Source organism: Ruegeria sp. G10 (assembly GCF_056533645.1).
In genome coordinates, this window is the sequence record NZ_JBQFOQ010000001.1 from 378,340 (window position 1) to 397,860 (window position 19,521).

Annotated in this window: 20 protein-coding genes; 8 read left to right on the forward strand and 12 right to left on the reverse strand. The window is 59.9% G+C overall.

Annotation, left to right across the window (positions count from 1 at the left end):
• The first annotated feature begins 12 nt into the window (after positions 1–12).
• Entirely contained in the window at positions 13–642 is a 630-nt protein-coding gene (locus ACR0KM_RS01855) for a LysE family translocator (protein WP_480856913.1), read from the forward strand.
• A 2-nt stretch (positions 643–644) separates the two neighbouring features.
• Here the strand turns inward: ACR0KM_RS01855 and ACR0KM_RS01860 are convergent, their stop codons facing one another.
• Complete coding sequence (locus ACR0KM_RS01860; protein WP_480732621.1) at positions 645–818, reverse strand: hypothetical protein; 174 nt, start codon at positions 816–818, stop codon at positions 645–647.
• A 323-nt stretch (positions 819–1,141) separates the two neighbouring features.
• On the opposite strand from ACR0KM_RS01860, the gene ACR0KM_RS01865 reads away from it, so the two are divergent.
• Complete coding sequence (locus tag ACR0KM_RS01865; RefSeq protein ID WP_480819396.1) at positions 1,142–1,681, forward strand: adenine phosphoribosyltransferase; 540 nt, start codon at positions 1,142–1,144, stop codon at positions 1,679–1,681.
• A 170-nt stretch (positions 1,682–1,851) separates the two neighbouring features.
• Complete coding sequence (locus ACR0KM_RS01870; RefSeq protein WP_480856911.1) at positions 1,852–2,334, forward strand: fasciclin domain-containing protein; 483 nt, start codon at positions 1,852–1,854, stop codon at positions 2,332–2,334.
• Between the two features lie 36 nt (positions 2,335–2,370).
• Here the strand turns inward: ACR0KM_RS01870 and ACR0KM_RS01875 are convergent, their stop codons facing one another.
• The 11 genes from ACR0KM_RS01875 to coxB all read right to left on the reverse strand — a co-directional run bounded on the left by ACR0KM_RS01875 (position 2,371) and on the right by coxB (position 12,320).
• Complete coding sequence (locus ACR0KM_RS01875) at positions 2,371–3,786, reverse strand: FAD-binding oxidoreductase (protein ID WP_480856909.1); 1,416 nt, start codon at positions 3,784–3,786, stop codon at positions 2,371–2,373.
• 38 nt (positions 3,787–3,824) lie between these two features.
• The gene (locus ACR0KM_RS01880) at positions 3,825–4,643 is read right to left on the reverse strand and encodes an MBL fold metallo-hydrolase (protein ID WP_480865370.1); all 819 of its coding nucleotides are present in this window, start codon (positions 4,641–4,643) and stop codon (positions 3,825–3,827) included.
• Between the two features lie 102 nt (positions 4,644–4,745).
• A complete protein-coding gene (locus ACR0KM_RS01885) occupies positions 4,746–5,330 on the reverse strand; it encodes a GNAT family N-acetyltransferase (protein WP_480856905.1) in 585 nt (194 codons plus the stop codon).
• Positions 5,330–6,592, reverse strand: a complete 1,263-nt coding sequence (locus tag ACR0KM_RS01890; RefSeq protein WP_480856903.1) for a M16 family metallopeptidase — start codon at positions 6,590–6,592, stop codon at positions 5,330–5,332. The genes ACR0KM_RS01885 and ACR0KM_RS01890 overlap by 1 nt, the downstream gene beginning before the upstream one ends.
• A complete protein-coding gene (gene thrC, locus ACR0KM_RS01895; protein WP_480856902.1) occupies positions 6,589–7,977 on the reverse strand; it encodes a threonine synthase in 1,389 nt (462 codons plus the stop codon). The genes ACR0KM_RS01890 and thrC overlap by 4 nt, the downstream gene beginning before the upstream one ends.
• A complete protein-coding gene (locus tag ACR0KM_RS01900; protein WP_480856900.1) occupies positions 7,974–8,651 on the reverse strand; it encodes an SURF1 family protein in 678 nt (225 codons plus the stop codon). Before ACR0KM_RS01900 ends, thrC begins: the two co-directional genes overlap by 4 nt.
• 156 nt (positions 8,652–8,807) lie before the next feature.
• Positions 8,808–9,623: a cytochrome c oxidase subunit 3 gene (locus tag ACR0KM_RS01905; protein WP_480819388.1), complete on the reverse strand. Its 816-nt coding sequence runs from the start codon at positions 9,621–9,623 to the stop codon at positions 8,808–8,810.
• Between the two features lie 22 nt (positions 9,624–9,645).
• A complete protein-coding gene (locus ACR0KM_RS01910; RefSeq protein WP_480856898.1) occupies positions 9,646–10,221 on the reverse strand; it encodes a cytochrome c oxidase assembly protein in 576 nt (191 codons plus the stop codon).
• Complete coding sequence (locus ACR0KM_RS01915) at positions 10,221–10,382, reverse strand: hypothetical protein (protein ID WP_480819386.1); 162 nt, start codon at positions 10,380–10,382, stop codon at positions 10,221–10,223. Before ACR0KM_RS01915 ends, ACR0KM_RS01910 begins: the two co-directional genes overlap by 1 nt.
• Complete coding sequence (gene cyoE / locus ACR0KM_RS01920) at positions 10,379–11,335, reverse strand: heme o synthase (RefSeq protein ID WP_480819385.1); 957 nt, start codon at positions 11,333–11,335, stop codon at positions 10,379–10,381. The genes ACR0KM_RS01915 and cyoE overlap by 4 nt, the downstream gene beginning before the upstream one ends.
• A 73-nt stretch (positions 11,336–11,408) precedes the next feature.
• Entirely contained in the window at positions 11,409–12,320 is a 912-nt protein-coding gene (coxB, locus tag ACR0KM_RS01925; RefSeq protein WP_480856897.1) for a cytochrome c oxidase subunit II, read from the reverse strand.
• A 176-nt stretch (positions 12,321–12,496) separates the two neighbouring features.
• Here coxB and tldD point away from each other — a divergent pair, with 176 nt between their 5' ends.
• The 5 genes from tldD to ACR0KM_RS01950 all read left to right on the forward strand — a co-directional run bounded on the left by tldD (position 12,497) and on the right by ACR0KM_RS01950 (position 19,485).
• Positions 12,497–13,918 (forward strand): metalloprotease TldD, encoded by a 1,422-nt coding sequence (tldD, locus tag ACR0KM_RS01930; RefSeq protein ID WP_480856896.1) that lies wholly within the window; start codon positions 12,497–12,499, stop codon positions 13,916–13,918.
• Positions 13,919–14,148: 230 nt separating this feature from the next.
• Complete coding sequence (gene dprA, locus ACR0KM_RS01935) at positions 14,149–15,273, forward strand: DNA-processing protein DprA (RefSeq protein WP_480856894.1); 1,125 nt, start codon at positions 14,149–14,151, stop codon at positions 15,271–15,273.
• A 173-nt stretch (positions 15,274–15,446) separates the two neighbouring features.
• A complete protein-coding gene (topA, locus tag ACR0KM_RS01940; RefSeq protein WP_480856892.1) occupies positions 15,447–18,062 on the forward strand; it encodes a type I DNA topoisomerase in 2,616 nt (871 codons plus the stop codon).
• Between the two features lie 92 nt (positions 18,063–18,154).
• The gene (locus tag ACR0KM_RS01945) at positions 18,155–18,859 is read left to right on the forward strand and encodes a CoA transferase subunit A (RefSeq protein ID WP_480819380.1); all 705 of its coding nucleotides are present in this window, start codon (positions 18,155–18,157) and stop codon (positions 18,857–18,859) included.
• Positions 18,859–19,485, forward strand: a complete 627-nt coding sequence (locus ACR0KM_RS01950) for a 3-oxoacid CoA-transferase subunit B (protein ID WP_480819379.1) — start codon at positions 18,859–18,861, stop codon at positions 19,483–19,485. The genes ACR0KM_RS01945 and ACR0KM_RS01950 overlap by 1 nt, the downstream gene beginning before the upstream one ends.
• Positions 19,486–19,521: the final 36 nt, after the last annotated feature.

The window sequence follows — 19,521 nt, forward strand, 5'->3', positions numbered from 1 at the left end:
ATAGGATGACCCATGTCGCTTGATCTCTGGCTGGCCTTTGTGGCCGCATCGACCGCCCTGCTGCTGATCCCCGGCCCGACCGTGCTGCTGGTTCTCAGCTATGCGCTGTCGAAAGGGCGCAGCGTCGCCGTTGCTTCGGCCACCGGGGTGGCTTTGGGCGATCTGGTGGCGATGACCGCCTCGCTTCTGGGGTTGGGGGCGCTGGTGCTGGCCTCGGCCACGCTGTTTACGGTGCTGAAATGGGTGGGCGCGGCCTATCTGGTCTGGCTTGGTATCAAGCTGCTGCGCAGCGCGCCCTCGGGCGGGTTGCAGACGGTTGAGACCGAGCGCGACGTGACGGCCCGCAGCGTCTTTGGCCATGCCGCAGCGGTCACCGCGCTGAACCCGAAATCAATCGCCTTCTTCATCGCCTTCGTGCCGCAATTTCTGCGCCCCGCAGACCCTCTGGGCCCGCAATTCGCCATCCTGATCGCCACGTTCGTCGGCCTTGCCGGGCTGAACGCGCTGGCCTATGCGCTGCTGGCAGACCGCCTGCGTCAGATGATCGGACGCGCGGGCGTGATCACCGCCATGACCCGGTTCGGAGGGCTGACGCTGATTGGCATGGGCGTCGCCACAGCAGTCTTGCGGCGCCCGGCCTGAGTCTAGTCTTCAGCGTTTTCCTTCATGAATCCCCGGATGAACCGGCGGATTTCGCGGGCGGCGGATGTGTCTAGTTCCTTGCACAGCTCGACAAAGGCATCCCGCTCATCCTTATCGAGCCGCAGAACCAACTGACTGTTTTTCTTGGTCGATTTCTTGCCGTCTTTCTTCGCCACGCGCCCTGACCCCGTTCAGACCTTGATTCATATCGAGATGCAATGTATATACATAGCATATAAGATGTAGATATCGGGCACATAACACCAAAAGTGAGATCAAAGCAATGAACCTTCATGTCGCGCAGGCTTTTCTTCTTCGGGATCAACGCAATTGGCGCAAACCGCATCTTTCGTGGTTGCCGGACGCCTTGTACCGGTACTACGGTCTGCCCAACACCATTCGCGGCCGCCACAAGTAGCCGCAGGGGGCAAACATTTCTTGCATGGTCGACCCTTATGGGCCAAACACCGCCGCGTGTTTGATGCCAAAGGGGTGAGCCATGTCCAGAAACAAAACGGTCAAGGATTACATTCGGACCATCGTCGATTTCCCGCACGAAGGGATCATGTTCCGCGATGTCACCACCCTGTTCGCCGATCCGCGCGGGTTCCGCATGGCGATCGACCAGATGCTGCATCCTTACGCGGGCGAACAGATCGACAAGGTCGTGGGCCTTGAGGCGCGCGGTTTCATTCTGGGCGGTGCTATCGCGCACCAGCTGAGCGTAGGCTTCGTTCCAATCCGTAAAAAGGGCAAACTGCCCGGCACCACGATCAGCCAAGACTATAAGCTGGAATACGGCGAAGCAATCGTGGAAATTCACGATGACGCCATTCAGCCGGGTGAGAAAATTCTGGTCGTAGATGATCTTCTGGCCACTGGCGGCACTGCGGCAGCCGGCATCAAGCTGATCGAGCGGTTGGGCGGCGAGATCATTTCCTGTGCCTTCATCATCGACCTGCCCGAGCTTGGTGGGCGCAAAATCCTGGAAGACATGGATATGGACGTGCACGTTCTTTGCGCGTTCGAAGGGCTCTGACCGTCACGTTCTTCACATAATTGTGATTGGAATATCAGCGACGCGCTGGCTTAGCGCGCCGCGAAACGCATTCAAGAAACATCAGCGTTCGAAATCTGTGATCCCCTGCCGACCTGACCACGTAGTCCCGTTGATGCCACTTAGGGCATTCTCAACAAGGGAACCTTATCATGTTGCGCAAATACGCTGTTGCCGGAGTAGCTAGCATTCTGTTGACCACCTCTGCCCTCGCGGGCGGTCACTCGAAAGACATTGTAGACACTGCAGTGAATGCGGGTAGCTTTGAAACGCTTGTTGCCGCTGTTCAGGCTGCCGAACTCGTTGATACCCTGAAGGGCGACGGCCCGTTCACCGTCTTTGCTCCGACCGACGAAGCATTCGCCGCCTTGCCCGAAGGTACGGTTGAAAACCTGCTGAAACCCGAGAACAAGGATCAGTTGGTCGCGATCCTGACCTACCACGTTGTTCCCGGCAAGGTGATGTCAGGCGATCTGTCCGATGACATGACAGCCGCAACCGTTCAGGGCGGAGATATCACCGTGGATCTGGACAACGGCGTCATGATCAACGACGCGAACGTCGTCCAAGCTGATATCGAGGCTGAAAACGGCGTGATCCATGTGATTGACAAAGTCATTCTGCCTGAAACCTAAGGCTTAATCGCGGCCTGACCCAATGTCAGGCCGCGTTCAATCCGGCAGCACCGCGCCCGGATTCATTATTCCGATGGGATCAAGGGCACTTTTGATGGCCCGCATCGCGTTCAACTTGGCCGGATCACCATACCGCCCCAAGTCGTCTGTCTTCAGACGCCCCACACCGTGTTCTGCGCTGACGGAACCGCCAAACCTATGCACAAGGTCATGCACAGCGCGTTTGATCGCCGACCTTCGATCGACATAGTCCGACCGGTCGCCCCCCGGCGGCGGGAAAACATTATAGTGCAGATTTCCATCCCCCAAATGCCCAAAACAATTCACGCGGAATGGCCCCAGCGCCGCTACCACCTGCTTGCCCTGCCTTATGAACGCAGGGATATCAGAGATCGGGACAGATATGTCATGGCTTGATACGGAACCGATCAAACGGTTGGCTTCCGGGATGTTCTCGCGCACAGCCCAAAGATCGGCGCGCTGCGCCTCGCTTTGCGCGATCACACCATCACCCACCAAACCACGCGCCTCGGCACCGGAATAGATCGCTGCAAGGGTTTCTGAGGGCTCTTGTCCCTCTGACAGACCCAGTTCGATTAGAACGGACCATTCCGGCTGCACAGCAAAAGGTTGTCGTATGTCCGGTAAAACCTCGGTCAAGAACTGCAGACCCTGACGGTGGATCAACTCAAAAGTGCTCACCGCTTCGCCCACCTTGTTGCGCATCAGCGAGAGCAGATCGATCGCAGCCTCAGGGGATGCCACCCGAAACATGGCCGTTCCGACAGCTTTGGGTTGTGGGAACAGTTTTAGTGCCGCTGCAGTTATGATGCCAAGCGTTCCTTCGGAGCCAATCAGTAGATTGCGCAGGTCATAGCCGGTGTTGTCCTTCCGCAATCGGCTCAGCCCATGCCATATCTCACCGCTGGGCAGAACGGCCTCTAACCCCAGACACAGATCGCGCGCATTCCCATAGCGCAGCACATTTACACCGCCCGCATTGGTGGCCAGATTGCCGCCGATCCGACACGACCCCTGCGCCGCCAGCGACAGCGGAAACAAGCACCCGGCCTGATCCGCTGCAGCCTGCAGGTCCGCCAGAATAGCACCGCCTTCGGCAATCATGATGTTCTCGGTTGGATAAATCGCGCGGATTTCAGTCATACGCTCAAGCGAGAGGATCAGCGGCGCGGGGCCCTCGGCCATGACCTGCCCGCCCACAAGCCCGGTCCCGCCACCATAAGGCACCACCGGCACCCGCGCCCCATGCGCATATCGCACCAGGGCCGAGACCTCTTCGACGGAACGTGGCATCGCCAAAAGCCCGCCTTGACCAGCAAACCGGCGACGCGGTTCTTCAAGATAGCGATCCGCCAACGGACGCAGCACATCACCACCAAGCCCATCGCGGATCGTACGGGCAAAAGACTCATCGGCAGGGTTCAGTTCCATGCCCCATCCCTGCCAAAGGCGATCACCAGCGACAAGCCCTATTCCAGATCGATCAAATACTGCGGCTCTAACACAACCACCGTCGGGCGGTCCGGCAAGGTTCTCAGTGACACAACTATCTCAGACACCCCATCGCGCTCGACCGGGAAGGTTTCGCGGATATCCACCAGAAACCGCTCCAACGAAAACCCCGAGAACCAGTGCATCGGAATAATGACCGAGCTTTTCAGCCGCTTGAGCACCTCGATCATCTCGGGCAAAGGCATCGTCGTGCCCCCGTCTACCGCCGCCATCACCACATCGAGCCGTCCCAACGCCGCAAATTGCTCGTCCGAGGGGATATGATGCAGATGGCCCAGATGGCCGATGCACAGACCTTCGACCTCGAACACAAAGATCGAATTGCCGCGCTCCTCAACACCCCCGTAAACCGATCGGATATCGGTCGAGACGTTGCGCACCAGCATCTCGCCCAGATCAAGGTAGTGATCAATCCCCTGTCCAAACTCGCCCCAGCCCGGCAGAACATGCGGGATGGCCGGGTCGGGATGTGCCGTCCAATGGGTACTATGCGCATGGTTCATGGTAACCACATCCGGGATCAGATCCGCACCCCCGATGAACCCGGTAAAGTCCGTGACCGCATTCAAACCGCCCTGCGTCTGGATCAAAAACGACGCATGGGCGACATAACTGATCCGCACCGAAAACTCCGGCACCGGATCCTGCCAGGCGGCCTTGTGCAAATACTCAATACCGGGTGCCGCATCAGCGATTGCAATGCAATGGCTCGGGCGGCGCTCCTGCGCCACCGCCCCACCTGCAATCATTATCAGCCCAACAACACTCCACCGCATGACCCAAGTCTAGCGCGAAACGCGGCCAAGTCATGCCCCTTGTTCATCTGGCCAAAAATATCCCGGGGGAGGCGCGACTTGTCGCGACGGGGGCAGAGCCCCCTACCCTGCGTCCGTCCTGCCCCGCCGATCCGACCGCAACGAAGCATAAAGAACATGCGTCCGCCACCGCCCGTTGATCTGCAAATAAGACTGCGCCACGCCTTCGTACTTGAACCCCGAGCTCTCCAGCAAGCCGCGTGAGGCTTTATTCTCGGGTAGACACGCAGCTTCGATCCTGCTCAGGTCCAAGCGGGTGAAAGCATAATGCACGACCGCTCCGATGGCCTCACGCATGAAACCCTGGCGGGCAAAAGCCTGCCCGGTCCAGTAGCCCAGTGTCCCGGCCTGAGCTGGCCCTCGGCGTACATTGTCCAGAGTGATCGCACCCAGCAACAAATCATCGCTGCGGCGGAACAGAAACAGCGGAATCGCCGTTCCGCTGGCCACGGACCGCTGCGCCCAATAGACCCGGTTGGTAAACGACTTGCGGCTCAGATGATCACTGGCCCAGACCGGCTCCCACGGCACCAGATAGTCTTTTGACGCCCGCCGCAGCGCGGCCCAGTCGTTGAAGTCGGAATGCACGGGCGGGCGCAAGGTCAGGCGCTCGGTTTCAAGTTTCAGCTTGCGTCTGCCCAACAGCATCACGCCGCACGCCTCTCCTGCAGATCGGCCAGCGTCGGCGCCCCCGAGATCGGACCATAAAGCGCCAGCGCCGCCGGGGCCTGCACTGCAATGTTCTCAGCAAAGGCCCGCACATCCTCGGTGCTGACGGCATCGATCTTGGCGACAGTATCCTCAAGCGACGGCACACGCCCCCAGATCTGCACCAGCCGCGCCAGACGCTCGGCCCGGTTCGAGGGGCTTTCCAAACCCATCAGCATCCCGGCTTTCATCTGCGCGCGCGCACGGGCGACTTCCTCGGCGCTCATATCCTCAGCGGCGCGCTTCATCTCGTCGATCGTGATGGTGGCCAACTCAGCGACCTGATCGGCCGATGTGCCTGCGTAAATCGTGGTCGTCCCGGTGTCAGCATATGCCCCGGTCTGCGCAAAGATCGTATAGCACAGCCCGCGCGACTCGCGCACTTCCTGAAACAGGCGCGAGGACATGCCGCCGCCCAATGCCGTCGAATATATCTGCGCGGTATAGATCGCATCATCGCGATAGCCGGGGCTTTCCAGAGCCAGCGCAAAATGGGCCTGCTCCAGCTCTTTCTCCTGCCGTGCTTCGCCACCGGTGAAGCGGGCGGTTTCCGGTATCAGACCTTTGCGCGGCTGCAGATGTCCAAACATCTCTTCAGCCATTTTCATCAGCGCATCGTGATCCACGGCACCCGCCGCCGACAGGATCATCTGCTCGGGGCCATAATGCTCGGCCACAAACCCCGAAAGGTCCTCGCGCGAAAACGCGCTAACCCGCTCGGTTGGCCCCAGAATGGTCCGACCCAAGGGCTGGTCATGATAGCTCTGCTCCTGCAGCCAGTCAAAGATCACATCGTCGGGCGTGTCGTAGGCTTGACCGATTTCTTGCAGGATCACGCCGCGCTCCACCTCGATCTCGCGCGGGTCGAAAACCGGGTTCAGAACAATATCGCCGATCACGTCCATCGCCAGCGCCACGTCGTCCTTCAGAACGCGCGCATAGTAAGCCGTCACCTCGCGCGAGGTATAGGCGTTGATATAGCCGCCCACATCCTCGATCGCCTCGGCAATTTGCAGCGCGGAACGACGCTCGGTTCCCTTGAACGCCATATGCTCAAGGAAATGGGCGATGCCATTCTGTTCGATCCGTTCATGCCGCCCACCGGCGGTTACCCAGATGCCGATGGCTGCTGACTGCAGCCCCGGCATATGTTCACTGACGATACGAAAGCCGTTCTTCAGCTGGTCTTGTCTGACTGTCACTCAGCGATATGCCTTCTGATATGATCCTCAAGGGCACCCAGATCGTTGGCAATCCGTGTCACCCGTTCCGGACGTTCATACAGATCAGACATGCGGGATGGAAGGGGGGCATGTTCGCCGCTCGCCTTCTCGACCGCTGCCGGGAATTTCGCCGGGTGCGCGGTGGCCAGAGTGATCATCGGGACGTCAGCCGCGCGGTGATCCTCACCAACCTTGATGCCAATGGCCGAGTGCGGGCAGACCAGTTCGGCACTATGGGCCAGCGTATGCTTGATCGTCTCCAACGTTTCATCCTCGGACACGCGTCCCGAGTCAAAACTCTCACGCAACGCTTCCATCGCGCCCTGACTGACATTGAAGCCGCCGGTTTTGAGCTCCTCCATCAACTGCGCCACGGCCGCGCCATCTTCGCCATAGGCATAATACAGCGCGCGCTCAAAGTTCGAGCTGACCTGAATGTCCATCGACGGACTAACCGACGGGATCGTCTCGCCCTTGAAATATCCCTCACCCGACAGGCACCGATGCAGAATGTCGTTCTGGTTGGTCGCCACCACCAGACGGTCGATCGGCAGACCCATGCGCTTGGCCAAATAGCCCGCGAAGATGTCGCCGAAATTGCCCGTGGGCACGGTGAAACTGACCTTGCGATGCGGCGCGCCGAGGCTGACGGCGGCAGAGAAGTAATATACGATCTGCGCCAGCACCCGGGCAAAGTTGATCGAGTTCACACCCGCCAGTTTCACCCCGTCGCGGAAGTCGAAATCGTTGAACATATCCTTCAGCGCGGCCTGACAATCGTCGAAATCGCCATCCACGGCCAGCGCGTGGACATTGCTATCGGCAGGCGTCGTCATCTGACGGCGCTGCACCTCCGAGACACGACCATGCGGGAACAGGATGAACACATCCACCGCGTCCAGCCCGCGAAACGCCTCAATCGCTGCTGATCCGGTATCACCACTGGTCGCGCCAACGATGGTCACACGGTCATTGCGCCTCTTCAGGGCCACCTGAAACAGTTGCCCAATGAGCTGCATGGCAAAGTCCTTGAAGGCCAGCGTGGGTCCGTGGAACAGCTCCAGCAGGAAGTGGTTCTCGTTCAACTGCTTCAGCGGCGCGCGGGCGTCGTGGCCGAAACCTTCATAGGCACGGGCGATGATGTCTTTGAACTCTTCCTCGGTGAACGATCCGCTGACATAGGGCCACATGACGCGAAAGGCGATGTCCTCGTACGGCAATCCGGCCATCGCCGCGATGTCATCGTGGCTCATCACCGGAACCTCGGCAGGCAGGTACAGGCCCCCATCACGGGCCAGCCCTGTCAGCATCGCCTCTTCAAAACTCAGTTCGGGCGCCTGCCCTCGGGTCGAGATGTATTTCATGGCTCATCACTCTCAGAATCGGCACGGCTGCGCCACAGGAAGTACCCGGTCATCGCAGCCCAGACCAGAGCCAGACCAAACCAGGTGATTGCATATTGCAGGTGATCGTTCGGGATGCCCGCCGTGTCCACAGGTAGAGGCGTTACATTCGGGTCGGTCTCGGACCGGGCAATCAGCAGAACGGGCTCGGTGCCCAATGCAGCAGCCAGAGCCGGCACATCGCGGGCAAACCAGATGTTGCTGTCGATGTCAGGATCGGGTGTATAGCTGTCGATCTCATCAGGCCAGTGCAGGTTGCCTGTGACCTCCATCGGGCCCGTCAGACGCTCGGCCTGTTTCGCCGTTGTGGGTACAAATCCGCGATCTACCAGAATGGCCCTTTCGCCGGTGCTGAAGCGCTGAATGATCCGATAGCCCGCCCCGACTTGTTTGACCGACACCAGAACATGGATTTCGCCTGGCTCCATCTCACCCCTGATAGTCACGGGCAGATATTTGTCAGCCTGTTCCGAGACCGTCTGCGGCAGCGGCACCGGCGTGGCAGAGATACGGCTGTCAATCTCCGCAAGCACACCCTGTTTCCATGCCAACCTGTTTACCTGCCAGACACCCAGCGACAGCAGCACGCCCAGACCGGCGAGACCGAAGATCAGCAGGAACAGAGTGCGGCGCATGACAGGATCCTACCTTGTTGCGGGAACCGGCGTCTTGTTAAGGGGCGTGCGGGCCGAATTGCAACCACGCAATTGTATGGGGCGCAATCTTGCGCCCCTTATCGTGAAAAAGCCGCCCCTTGGGGCGGCTTTTGCAATTGGATTATCCCGGCTGCGCTACATCAGCGGGGCCTGACCCCAGATGTAGACTGCGAAGAACAGGAACAGCCAGACAACGTCCACAAAGTGCCAGTACCAAGCCGCCGCTTCAAAGCCCACGTGCTTCTCGGGTGTAAAGTCACCCTTGAGCGCCCGGATCAGACAGACCGTCAGGAAAATGGTCCCGATAATCACATGCGCCCCGTGGAACCCGGTCGCCATGAAGAAGTTCGAATAGAACTGGTCGCCACCGAATTCCCAGCCCTCATGGGCCAGCAGTTCATAGTATTCATAGGCCTGCAACAGCGTGAACAAAATGCCCAGAACGATGCCGATCGCCAGACCATTGATCAGCGCCTTGCGGTCATTGTCATGCACCAGCGCGTGGTGCGCCCAGGTGATCGCACAGCCCGACAGCAACAGCACCAGAGTGTTGATCAGCGGCAGATGGAACGGATCGACCGCGTGGATATCCGGCTGGATATACTCGGTGCCGGCATAGTCGTACATCGGGTACATGCGATGCTTGAAGAACGACCAGAACCAGGCAAAGAAGAACATCACCTCGGACATCACAAACAGGATAAAGCCGTAACGCAGACCAATGCGGACGACCGGAGTGTGATCGCCCTGGCGGCTTTCAGCCACCACTTCGGACCACCAGGCGAACATGGTGTACAAGACGCCGACCATTCCCATCCAGAAAATCCACGGTGTGATCCCGTGCATCCACAGAACGGCCCCCAACAGCATCACAAAGCCGGCAACCGCACCGACCAGAGGCCAGATCGACGGTGCCAGAATGTGATAATCATGATCTTTTGCGTGTGCCATCAGCGTCCCTCACCTACAGGCGTTAGTTCTTGTTTGTCTCAGCCTGCACGTCAAGGGCGGCATAGCCCTCGGGCAGGTCAATTTCGTAGAATGTATACGACAGCGTGATCGTATGCACATACTTGGCTTCCAGATCTTCGACCATTTCCGGATCGACGAAGAATGTCACCGGCATCTCGACCCGCTCACCGGGCTGCAGGACCTGCTCTTCAAAGCAGAAACAAGCAATTTTCTGAAAGTATCCACCGGCTGAATACGGGGCGACATTGTAGGACGCCTGCCCCGCAATCGGGCGATCCGTCGGATTGTAAGCTTCGTAAAAGGCCAGACCGGTTTCACCGATGCGGACTTCCATCTCACGCTCGACCGGCTTGAACTCCCATCCCATGCCCTTGGCTTTTGACGCATCAAAACGCACGGTGATGGTGCGATCAAGGATGTCATCGGGGGCCGCTTCGGCGACTCCGGTTGTTCCACCAAACCCGGTGACCCGACAGAACCAGTCATAAAAAGGCACTGCCGCCCATGCCAGGCTGCCCATAAGGACAACCGTACCAACCGTCTGAGCAACTGTTTTTTGGGGACCGGACAACGGCATCAGTTTTGCACCTCTTGTGTCGCCATGTTGAAGTTCGTGCCCGAGACCTTGACCACAGTCAGGCCGAAAATGATCACGATGAACGCCGCAAGCGTCAGGCCAACACCCAAATTGCGGCTGAACCGGCGCTGATGCAGTTCGTGGCTTTTGCGCAGGCTCATGACCAGCCCCCCAATCCGTAGGGTTTCAGCAGGGCCTCGGCCAGAATCGCGCCGAAATGCAGGAACAGGTACAGCAGCGACAGCTTGAAGAAACTGCGCTCGACCTTGAAATTGTCTGCTTCCGAGTCGTCCTCGGTCCGGCGGGAAATCTGCCATGCGCCGCGCAGGAACAGAGCATTCATCACCACGGCAACCGTTAGGTAGATCGGCCCGCCAATGCCCGAGAATGACGTCCCAACTGCAAGCATCGCCAGCAGAGCTGTGTAGACCAGAATGTGCCAACGCGTTGCGCGGCGGCCATGGGTTACTGTCAGCATCGGCACGCCTGCATCGTCGTAATCGGACCGCATAAACAGCGCCAGCGCCCAGAAATGCGGCGGCGTCCACATGAAGGTCAGGGCGAACATCAACCACGGCTCAAGCGTCATCGATCCTGTGGCTGCAACCCATCCGATCACCGGGGGGAAAGCCCCTGCAGCACCGCCGATCACAATATTCTGCGGCGTCGAGCGTTTCAGCCACATCGTATAAACAACGACATAAAAGAAGATGGTGAAGCCCAAAAACGCGCCCGCAAACCAGTTGGTCGCCAGCCCCAGCATGATCACCGACAGGCCGGACAGCGCCAGACCCAGCGCCAGCGCCTCGCCCTCTTCAACCTTGCCCGAGGGGATGGGGCGGCCCTTGGTGCGCTTCATCACCCGATCAATATCCGCATCCCACCACATATTCAGAGCGCCAGACGCACCGCCGCCGATGGCGATGAACAGGATGGCGCAAAAGCCGACAAACGGATGCACGGGAACCGGCGCGGCCAGCAGACCGACCAGAGCGGTAAACACCACCAGCGACATCACCCGCGGCTTCAGCAGGGCGAAATAGTCGCCAAAGCTGGCCTCGTCCGCGCGGGGCTGCGCGGTGACGGTGCTGGCGTTGAAGCTTGCGTCGCTCATATCCGGTCCTTTTCGGGGCAAAAGCTGCGCGAAACCCGCGCAGCCCGCATGTTTTACCTAACCCGCAACGGGCTTAGTTCGAGGCCACCTGATACGAAGCAGGCTGACCCGCATACTCTTCCACGGCACCCTGCAGCCATTCCTCATAGGCCTCTTCGCTGACCACTTTGACGGTGATTGGCATATAGGCGTGGTCCTTGCCGCACAGTTCCGAGCACTGTCCGAAATAGACACCTTCCTTGTCAGCCTGGAACCACAGCTCGGCCAGACGACCGGGCACACCGTCCTGCTTCACGCCGAACGAGGGGATGGTCCACGAGTGGATCACGTCGGACGCGGTGACCTGCATCACGATAACCTTGCCCACGGGCACGACGACGGCGGTGTCGGTGGCCAGCAGCCACTCGTCTTCGCCATAGCCTGCATCGGCCAGCTTGGCGCGCATCGCGTCGTCCAGAACAAACGGGGTTACGTCCGCATCCGCCGGGCGCGCGCCTTCGTCCAGAGTGGCCGGGTGGCCCAGCAGATAGCTGTCAAAGGCGAAATCGTGATCGACATATTCATAGGTCCAGTACCACTGGTTGCCCACAACCTTGATGACCACATCGCCCTCGGGAATCTCCTGCTGCTTGAACAGCACCGGCAGCGAGAAGGCACCGATAAAGACCAGAATCAGGATCGGGCCAAGGGTCCATGCAACCTCGACCGGGGTATAGTGCGAGAATCGCGCCGGGGTCGGGTTGGCGCGCTGGTTGTAGCGCACGATGCAGTAGACCAGCAGACCCGCGACGAACACACAGATCGCGGTGATGATCACCAGAATCATCGCATCCAGCGAGTGGATACCTTCGGCCAGACTGGTGGCAGCGGGCTGAAAGCCCATGCCGCCATCGACCGGCTTGCCAATAATCTCAAGCTCCTGAGCCATGGCGGGAAGGCTGGAGAGGGCTGTCACAAGCCCCGAAAGCATCAAAGCATTCTTCATTTTCTGTCCTGATCGTTTGATCTTTGCGTCCCTGGCGAAAAGGTGTGAATCGGTCGCACCTCTCCCGTTGTCTTTGGCCGCGTTAAAAACCATATTCCTGCGGGTAGATAAAGCAAAATGCTTGCGTCAAACAGACGCTATTTTTGATCTGGATCAAACCGGAAAGGTCGCAACCGATGACTCAGGCCCCGTTTCGCCCCTTTGAAAGCACACTTCCGCAGGATGAGGCGCTTGCGGTTCTGCAATCGGCCACTGCCGGAGCCGAGGACGGAGAGCTGTTTGTCGAGCGCCGGAAATCCGAGTCTCTGGTCTTTGATGATGGCCGTTTGCGCACAGCATCTTATGACGCGTCCGAGGGGTTTGGTCTGCGCGCCGTACAGGGCGAGGTGGCCGGATATGCCCATTCCACAGATGTTTCGATTCCGGCCCTGAAACGTGCGGCTGAAACGGCGCGGTTGGCGGTTGGCGACGGCGGCGGCACTCTGTCCGCGGCCCCGCGCGCCACGAATATCCGGCTTTATACGGACGAAGACCCCATCGAATCCGCAGATTTCCCCGTCAAAATCGAGACCCTGCGCGCCATCGACGCCTTCGCCCGCGATCTGGACCCGCGCGTAGTGCAGGTCAGCGCCACCATCGCAGCCGCCGTGCAAGAGGTCGAGATTCTGCGCCCCGATGGCGTATTGGTGCGCGACGTGCGCCCGATTACACGCCTGAATGTCTCGGTCATCGTGGAACAGAGCGGACGGCGCGAGAGCGGCTCGGCCGGGGGTGGCGGTCGCGTCGGGCTGGACGGGCTCATTGATCCGGCCGATTGGCAGGACAAGGCACGCGAAGCGCTGCGTATTGCCCTCGTCAATCTGGATGCGGTGCCCGCCCCCGCGGGCGTGATGGAAGTCGCGCTCGGCCCCGGCTGGCCCGGTATCCTGCTGCACGAGGCCATCGGGCATGGGCTGGAAGGCGATTTCAACCGCAAGGGCAGTTCGGCTTTTGCCGGTCTGATGGGGCAGCAAATTGCATCGAAAGGGGTGACGGTGGTCGATGACGGCACCATTGCAGACCGACGGGGCTCGATCACCGTGGACGACGAAGGCACGCCCAGTTCGCGGACGGTGCTGATTGAGGATGGCATTCTGACCGGCTATATGCAGGACCGCCAGAACGCCCGCTTGATGGGCGTTTCGCCCACCGGCAACGGGCGGCGTCAGAGCTATGCGCATAAACCGATGCCGCGCATGACCAATACGATCATGCTGGGCGGAGATGCCGACCCTGCCGCGCTGGTGGCCGATATCAAGGATGGTATCTGGGCGGTGGGATTCGGCGGCGGTCAGGTGGACATCACCAACGGCAAATTCGTCTTCTCCTGCACCGAGGCCTATCGCGTCGAAAACGGCAAGATCGGTGCGCCGGTCAAAGGGGCCACGCTGATCGGCGACGGGCCGTCGGCTTTGAAACGCATCCGTGGGTTGGGCAACGATATGGCGCTGGATCCGGGGATGGGCACCTGCGGTAAGGATGGCCAATGGGTTCCGGTCGGTGTCGGTCAACCGACCGTGCTGATGGACGGGCTGACGGTAGGCGGTTCGGCGGCCTAAGTCAGAATCAGCGAACGCACAGGGGCGCAAGGTTAACGCCGTGCGCCCCTAATAGGCGCGACCATCGCAATCCGCGCCAAGAAAATTCGTACGAATTTTCTCCACCATCTCAAAGACATAAGGAACCTCTCATAGGCGACACCTGAATAAATCGCATCTAATTTTCTTCGATTTACAAGCTGTTAACCCCAAACCCCGTAAACCAGTTCTGCAATCAGGCGGAGCATCGGATGACCGAAGAGCAGCTTTCTTCCAATCACCCCCCACTCCCACCCACCACGGAAGAGGACCGGTTTTCCTGGCTCCGTCTGTTGCGCTCGCGGAAGGTTGGTCCGGCAACGTTTCGTCGGCTGCTGCGTGAACATGGCTCGGCGCAGAACGCGCTGGCCGCGCTGCCTGAAATGGCACGCGCTGCCGGGATAGAGGGCTATGAAATCTGCCCCCCCGGCGTAATCGAGGCGGAACTCAAGGCCGCAAAAGCCGCCAATGCGCGGCTTTTGTGCCTTGGGGCCGCCGATTTTCCCAAGTCCCTGAATGACCTTTCGGACGCGCCCCCTCTGCTGTGGGCGATCGGAGATATCTCTCTCGCGCAGAAACCTGCAATCGCCATGGTCGGTGCGCGAAACTGCTCTTCCCTCGGTGCACGGATGGCGCGCGGGCTGGCGGCCGAATTGGGGACACGAGGACATATCATCGTGTCAGGTCTGGCCCGGGGAATTGATACATCGGCCCATCTTGCAGCACTCGAAACCGGCACCATTGCCGTGATGGCGGGCGGCGTGGACGTGATCTATCCGGCAGAGAATACGGATCTCGCGCGACAGATCGCGTCACAGGGCCTGCGCCTGTCCGAACAGCCCATGGGCGTCACGCCCCAAGCTCGGCATTTTCCGCGACGCAACCGGATTATCTCGGGCCTTGCGCAGGCGGTTGTAGTGGTCGAGGCCGCAGCCAAATCCGGCAGTCTGATCACCGCCCGCGATGCGCTGGATCAGGGCCGAGAGGTTCTGGCCGTGCCCGGCCACCCCTTCGACGCGCGCGCTGCCGGGTGCAACCTGTTGATTCGGGAAGGGGCGACGCTCGTGCGGTCCGCCGAGGACGTGATCGAGGCTCTGCCCCCACAGGACGATCTGTTTCGCGAACCTGCAGCTCCACCGCGCCCTGCGGCTCCTGCGCCTGCAGCAGTGCTCCAGGCGCAGATTCTGGAACGGCTCGGCCCCTCTCCCATCGCTGAGGACCAGCTGTTGCGCGACATCGCGGCCTCGGCCGGGGACCTCGGCCCGGCGTTGATCGATCTGGAACTCGATGGTCGAATCCAGCGTCAGCCGGGCGGGCTGTTGTCGCTGGCTGGTTGACCGCCGCGCGGTTACCGACACACATCGTGCGACACCGAGCGATATCGGTTAGATCACTGAAAACAAGCCACTTTTGTGATCGCGAAAGGAACGCATTGACAATTCCGGTTTGCCCCACACATTTTGCAGCACCATAGAAGGCGCCCATTTCGTCGAGCGAGGTTTCCCCCTAAATGCCCGTAGTTGTTGTAGAATCTCCGGCCAAAGCAAAAACGATCAACAAGTATCTCGGCCCCGACTACACCGTTTTGGCCTCATACGGCCATGTGCGGGACCTGCCCCCCAAGGACGGATCGGTCGATACCGACGACGATTTTGCTATGAAATGGGAGGTCGGCAATGACAGTCGCAAGCACGTCAAAGCCATCGCCGATGCACTGAAAGAGGACAACGCCCTGATCCTCGCCACCGACCCCGATCGCGAGGGGGAGGCGATCAGCTGGCACCTGCAGGAGGCACTGACCAAGCGGCGTTCGATTAAGAAAGACACGCCGGTCAGCCGCGTGACCTTTAACGCGATCACCAAGGATGCCGTGACCGAAGCGATGCAGAACCCGCGTGAGGTCGATATGCCCCTGGTCGAGGCCTATCTGGCCCGCCGCGCGCTGGATTATCTGGTGGGCTTTAATCTCTCGCCAGTCCTGTGGCGCAAACTGCCCGGCGCGAAATCCGCAGGCCGGGTGCAATCGGTCTGCCTGCGCCTGATCGTGGAACGCGAGATGGAGATCGAGGCCTTCAAACCGATTGAATACTGGTCGGTCAAGGCGCAGTTCGAAACCCCGCGTGGACAGACCTATGAGGCGCGTCTCGTCACCTATGCGGGCAAGAAGCTGGACAAGCACGACCTCAAAGACGCCACGCAAGCCGAACTGGCGGTTCAGGCGATCACCAGCCGGGCGCTCAGCGTCACCTCGGTCGAGGCCAAGCCTGCCGCGCGCAACCCCAGCGCGCCGTTCATGACCTCGACCCTGCAGCAAGAGGCCAGCCGCAAGTTCGGCATGGGCGCGCGCCACGCGATGCAGGTGGCGCAGCGGCTCTATGAGGCGGGCTACATTACTTATATGCGGACGGATGGCATCGACATGGCACCCGAAGCCGTGGCCGCCACCCGCGATGCGATCTCGGACCGATATGGCGCCGAATACGTGCCCGACAGCCCGCGTATCTATAAGAACAAGGCCAAGAACGCGCAGGAAGCGCATGAATGTATCCGCCCCACGGATATGTCGCGGGATGCCAAGGCGCTGAAGGTGACAGATGAGGATCAGCGCAAGCTGTATGATCTGATCTGGAAACGTACCATCGCCTGCCAGATGGCCGCCGCCCGGCTAGAGCGGACAACGGTTGAAATCGGTAGTGACGACGGTCAGGTCGGCCTGCGCGCCACGGGTCAGGTGGTACTATTTGACGGGTTCATGCGTGTCTATGAAGAAGGCCGCGATGACGTGGCTGATGATGACGAAAAGCGCCTGCCGCAGATCATGCAGGGCGATCCGGCGCGTTTTGCCAAGACCTCGCTGAAGGATCAGTTCGCAAAGGCCGAGGATAAGGCTGCGATCCTGTCCGACAACGAGGCCGTGCTGGCGCTGCAGCACCACACGCAGCCGCCGCCGCGCTATACCGAAGCCACTCTGGTAAAGCGGATGGAGGAGTTGGGGATCGGTCGCCCTTCGACCTATGCGTCGATCGTCACAACGATTCAGGACCGTGAATATGTGCGCAAGGACAAGAACCGGCTGATCCCCGAGGAAAAGGGCCGGATCGTCACGATCTTTCTGCTGAATTTCTTCCGTCAGTATGTGGGCTATGAGTTCACCGCCAATCTGGAAGAAGAGCTTGACGACGTCAGCGCAGGCGACCGGGACTATAAGGACCTGCTGGGCAAGTTCTGGCGCGATTTCTCGGCGGCAATTGGCGAGACCTCGGAACTACGCATTTCGGAAGTGCTGGACAAGCTGGACGAGGCGCTGGCCCCGCAGCTGTATCCTCCGCGCGAGGACGGTTCCGATCCGCGCATCTGCCCGAAATGCGGTCTTGGCCAGTTGCACCTTAAGACCTCGCGCACAGGCGGGTTTGTCGGCTGCGGCAACTACCCCGAATGCACCTATACCCGCCCCATCGCGGGTGAAGGTGCCGAGGGCGACGAAAGGTTGCTGGGCGAGGATGCCGGAGATGAGATCTGGCTGAAATCCGGCCGGTTCGGGCCTTATGTGCAGCGCGGCGAGCCAACGCCCGAGAACAAGAAACCGCCACGTGCCTCGCTGCCCCGTGGGTGGAGCAAGGATGACATGGATCTGGATAAGGCCCTGACGCTTTTGTCCCTGCCTCGCCAGATTGGTGAACACCCCGAAGGCGGCATGATCACCTCGAATTTTGGGCGCTTCGGACCTTATCTGATGCACCAACTGGCCGACGAAGCCAAGCCGGTCTATGCCAACCTCAAAGACCCCAACGATGTCTTCGAGATCGGGATGAACCGTGCCGTCGAACTGCTGGCCGAAAAGCGCGCCAACCCGGGACGCGGACGGCGGGCGGCAGCGAAACCGTTGAAAGAACTGGGCGACCACCCCGATGGCGGTGCGATGCAGGTTCTGGACGGGCGGTATGGACCTTATGTGAAATGGGAAAAGGTCAACGCGACCATCCCCAAGGATATCAAGCCCGAAGACGTGACGCAGGAAATGGCCATCGAACTGGTCAATGAGCGTGCCGCCAAGAAAGGCACCAAGAAAAAGGCGGCCCCCAAGAAAAAAGCCGCGCCCAAGAAGGCGGCCAAGAAAGCGGGTTAGGTAGAAATACCACAACCCCCTTGGATTCGTTGACTTCCCTGTGACGTGGCGGCACAACTCGGCCCAACACCACGTCATTGGGGGAGTTTTCCATGAAGAAAGTCTATGCCAATGCCACTGAGGCGCTCGATGGAGTGATCTCGGACGGCATGCTGATCGCCGCGGGTGGCTTTGGCCTGTGCGGCATCCCGGAGATGCTGCTTGAGGCGATCAAAGCCTCAGGGGCCAAGGATTTGACATTTGCGTCGAACAACGCGGGCGTGGATGATTTCGGCATCGGCATCCTGCTGCAGACCAAGCAGGTCAAGAAGATGATCAGCTCTTACGTCGGCGAAAACGCCGAGTTCATGCGCCAGTATCTGAGCGGTGAGCTTGAGTTGGAATTCAACCCGCAAGGAACTCTGGCCGAGCGTATGCGCGCCGGTGGCGCAGGCATCCCCGGCTTCTACACCAAAACCGGCGTGGGTACCGTGATCGCCGAAGGCAAAGAGCACAAGGACTTCAACGGTGAAACCTATATCATGGAGGAAGGCATCTTTGCCGACCTCGCCATCGTGAAGGCCTGGAAAGCGGACGACACCGGCAACCTCGTGTTCCGCAAGACCGCTCGCAACTTCAACGTGCCTGCCGCGACCTGCGGCAAGATCTGCGTGGCCGAAGTGGAAGAAATCGTTCCGCGTGGCTCGTTGGACCCCGATTCGATCCACCTGCCCGGCATTTACGTGCATCGCCTGATTCAGGGCAGCCACGAAAAGCGCATCGAACAGCGCACCACCCGCAAGAAGGAGGACGCATAATGCCCTGGGACCGCAATCAGATGGCCGCGCGCGCGGCAGAGGAACTGGAAGACGGCATGTATGTAAACCTCGGCATCGGGATTCCGACGCTGGTGGCGAACTACGTGGGTGACAAGGACATTACGCTACAGTCTGAAAATGGAATGTTGGGCATGGGCCCCTTCCCGTTTGAGGGCGAAGAGGATCCCGACCTGATCAACGCAGGCAAGCAGACGATCACGGAATTGCCACGGACCTCATACTTCGACAGCGCCACGTCTTTTGCCATGATCCGGGGCGGCAAGATCGCCGCCGCGGTGCTTGGCGCGATGGAGGTGGACGAAAAGGGCGATCTGGCCAACTGGATGATTCCCGGCAAGCTGGTCAAAGGCATGGGCGGCGCGATGGATCTGGTGGCCGGTGTTGGCCGCGTGATCGTCGTGATGGATCACACCAACAAGCATGGCGATTCCAAAGTGCTGAAGGAATGCACGCTGCCCCTGACCGGTCAGGGCGTGGTTGATCGCATCATCACCAACCTGGGTGTGCTGGATGTGGTCGAAGGTGGTCTGAAGATCGTCGAACTGGCCGATGGTGTCAGCGAAGAGGACATGCGAGCGGCGACGCAGGCGGCAATCGTCGGATAATCAGCTATCCAACTGGTGCGAAAAGGCCCGCTGCGA

Coding starts and splice junctions, on each gene's coding strand:
- ACR0KM_RS01945 (WP_480819380.1), top strand. CDS start 18,155: ATGAAGAAAGTCTATGCCAATGCCACTGAGGCGCTCGATGGAGTGATC.
- cyoE (WP_480819385.1), bottom strand. CDS start 11,335: ATGAGCGACGCAAGCTTCAACGCCAGCACCGTCACCGCGCAGCCCCGC.
- ACR0KM_RS01880 (WP_480865370.1), bottom strand. CDS start 4,643: ATGCGGTGGAGTGTTGTTGGGCTGATAATGATTGCAGGTGGGGCGGTG.
- ACR0KM_RS01910 (WP_480856898.1), bottom strand. CDS start 10,221: ATGCCGTTGTCCGGTCCCCAAAAAACAGTTGCTCAGACGGTTGGTACG.
- ACR0KM_RS01915 (WP_480819386.1), bottom strand. CDS start 10,382: ATGAGCCTGCGCAAAAGCCACGAACTGCATCAGCGCCGGTTCAGCCGC.
- ACR0KM_RS01905 (WP_480819388.1), bottom strand. CDS start 9,623: ATGGCACACGCAAAAGATCATGATTATCACATTCTGGCACCGTCGATC.
- dprA (WP_480856894.1), top strand. CDS start 14,149: ATGACCGAAGAGCAGCTTTCTTCCAATCACCCCCCACTCCCACCCACC.
- ACR0KM_RS01870 (WP_480856911.1), top strand. CDS start 1,852: ATGTTGCGCAAATACGCTGTTGCCGGAGTAGCTAGCATTCTGTTGACC.
- ACR0KM_RS01950 (WP_480819379.1), top strand. CDS start 18,859: ATGCCCTGGGACCGCAATCAGATGGCCGCGCGCGCGGCAGAGGAACTG.
- ACR0KM_RS01855 (WP_480856913.1), top strand. CDS start 13: ATGTCGCTTGATCTCTGGCTGGCCTTTGTGGCCGCATCGACCGCCCTG.
- tldD (WP_480856896.1), top strand. CDS start 12,497: ATGACTCAGGCCCCGTTTCGCCCCTTTGAAAGCACACTTCCGCAGGAT.
- thrC (WP_480856902.1), bottom strand. CDS start 7,977: ATGAAATACATCTCGACCCGAGGGCAGGCGCCCGAACTGAGTTTTGAA.
- ACR0KM_RS01875 (WP_480856909.1), bottom strand. CDS start 3,786: ATGGAACTGAACCCTGCCGATGAGTCTTTTGCCCGTACGATCCGCGAT.
- coxB (WP_480856897.1), bottom strand. CDS start 12,320: ATGAAGAATGCTTTGATGCTTTCGGGGCTTGTGACAGCCCTCTCCAGC.
- topA (WP_480856892.1), top strand. CDS start 15,447: ATGCCCGTAGTTGTTGTAGAATCTCCGGCCAAAGCAAAAACGATCAAC.
- ACR0KM_RS01900 (WP_480856900.1), bottom strand. CDS start 8,651: ATGCGCCGCACTCTGTTCCTGCTGATCTTCGGTCTCGCCGGTCTGGGC.
- ACR0KM_RS01885 (WP_480856905.1), bottom strand. CDS start 5,330: ATGCTGTTGGGCAGACGCAAGCTGAAACTTGAAACCGAGCGCCTGACC.
- ACR0KM_RS01865 (WP_480819396.1), top strand. CDS start 1,142: ATGTCCAGAAACAAAACGGTCAAGGATTACATTCGGACCATCGTCGAT.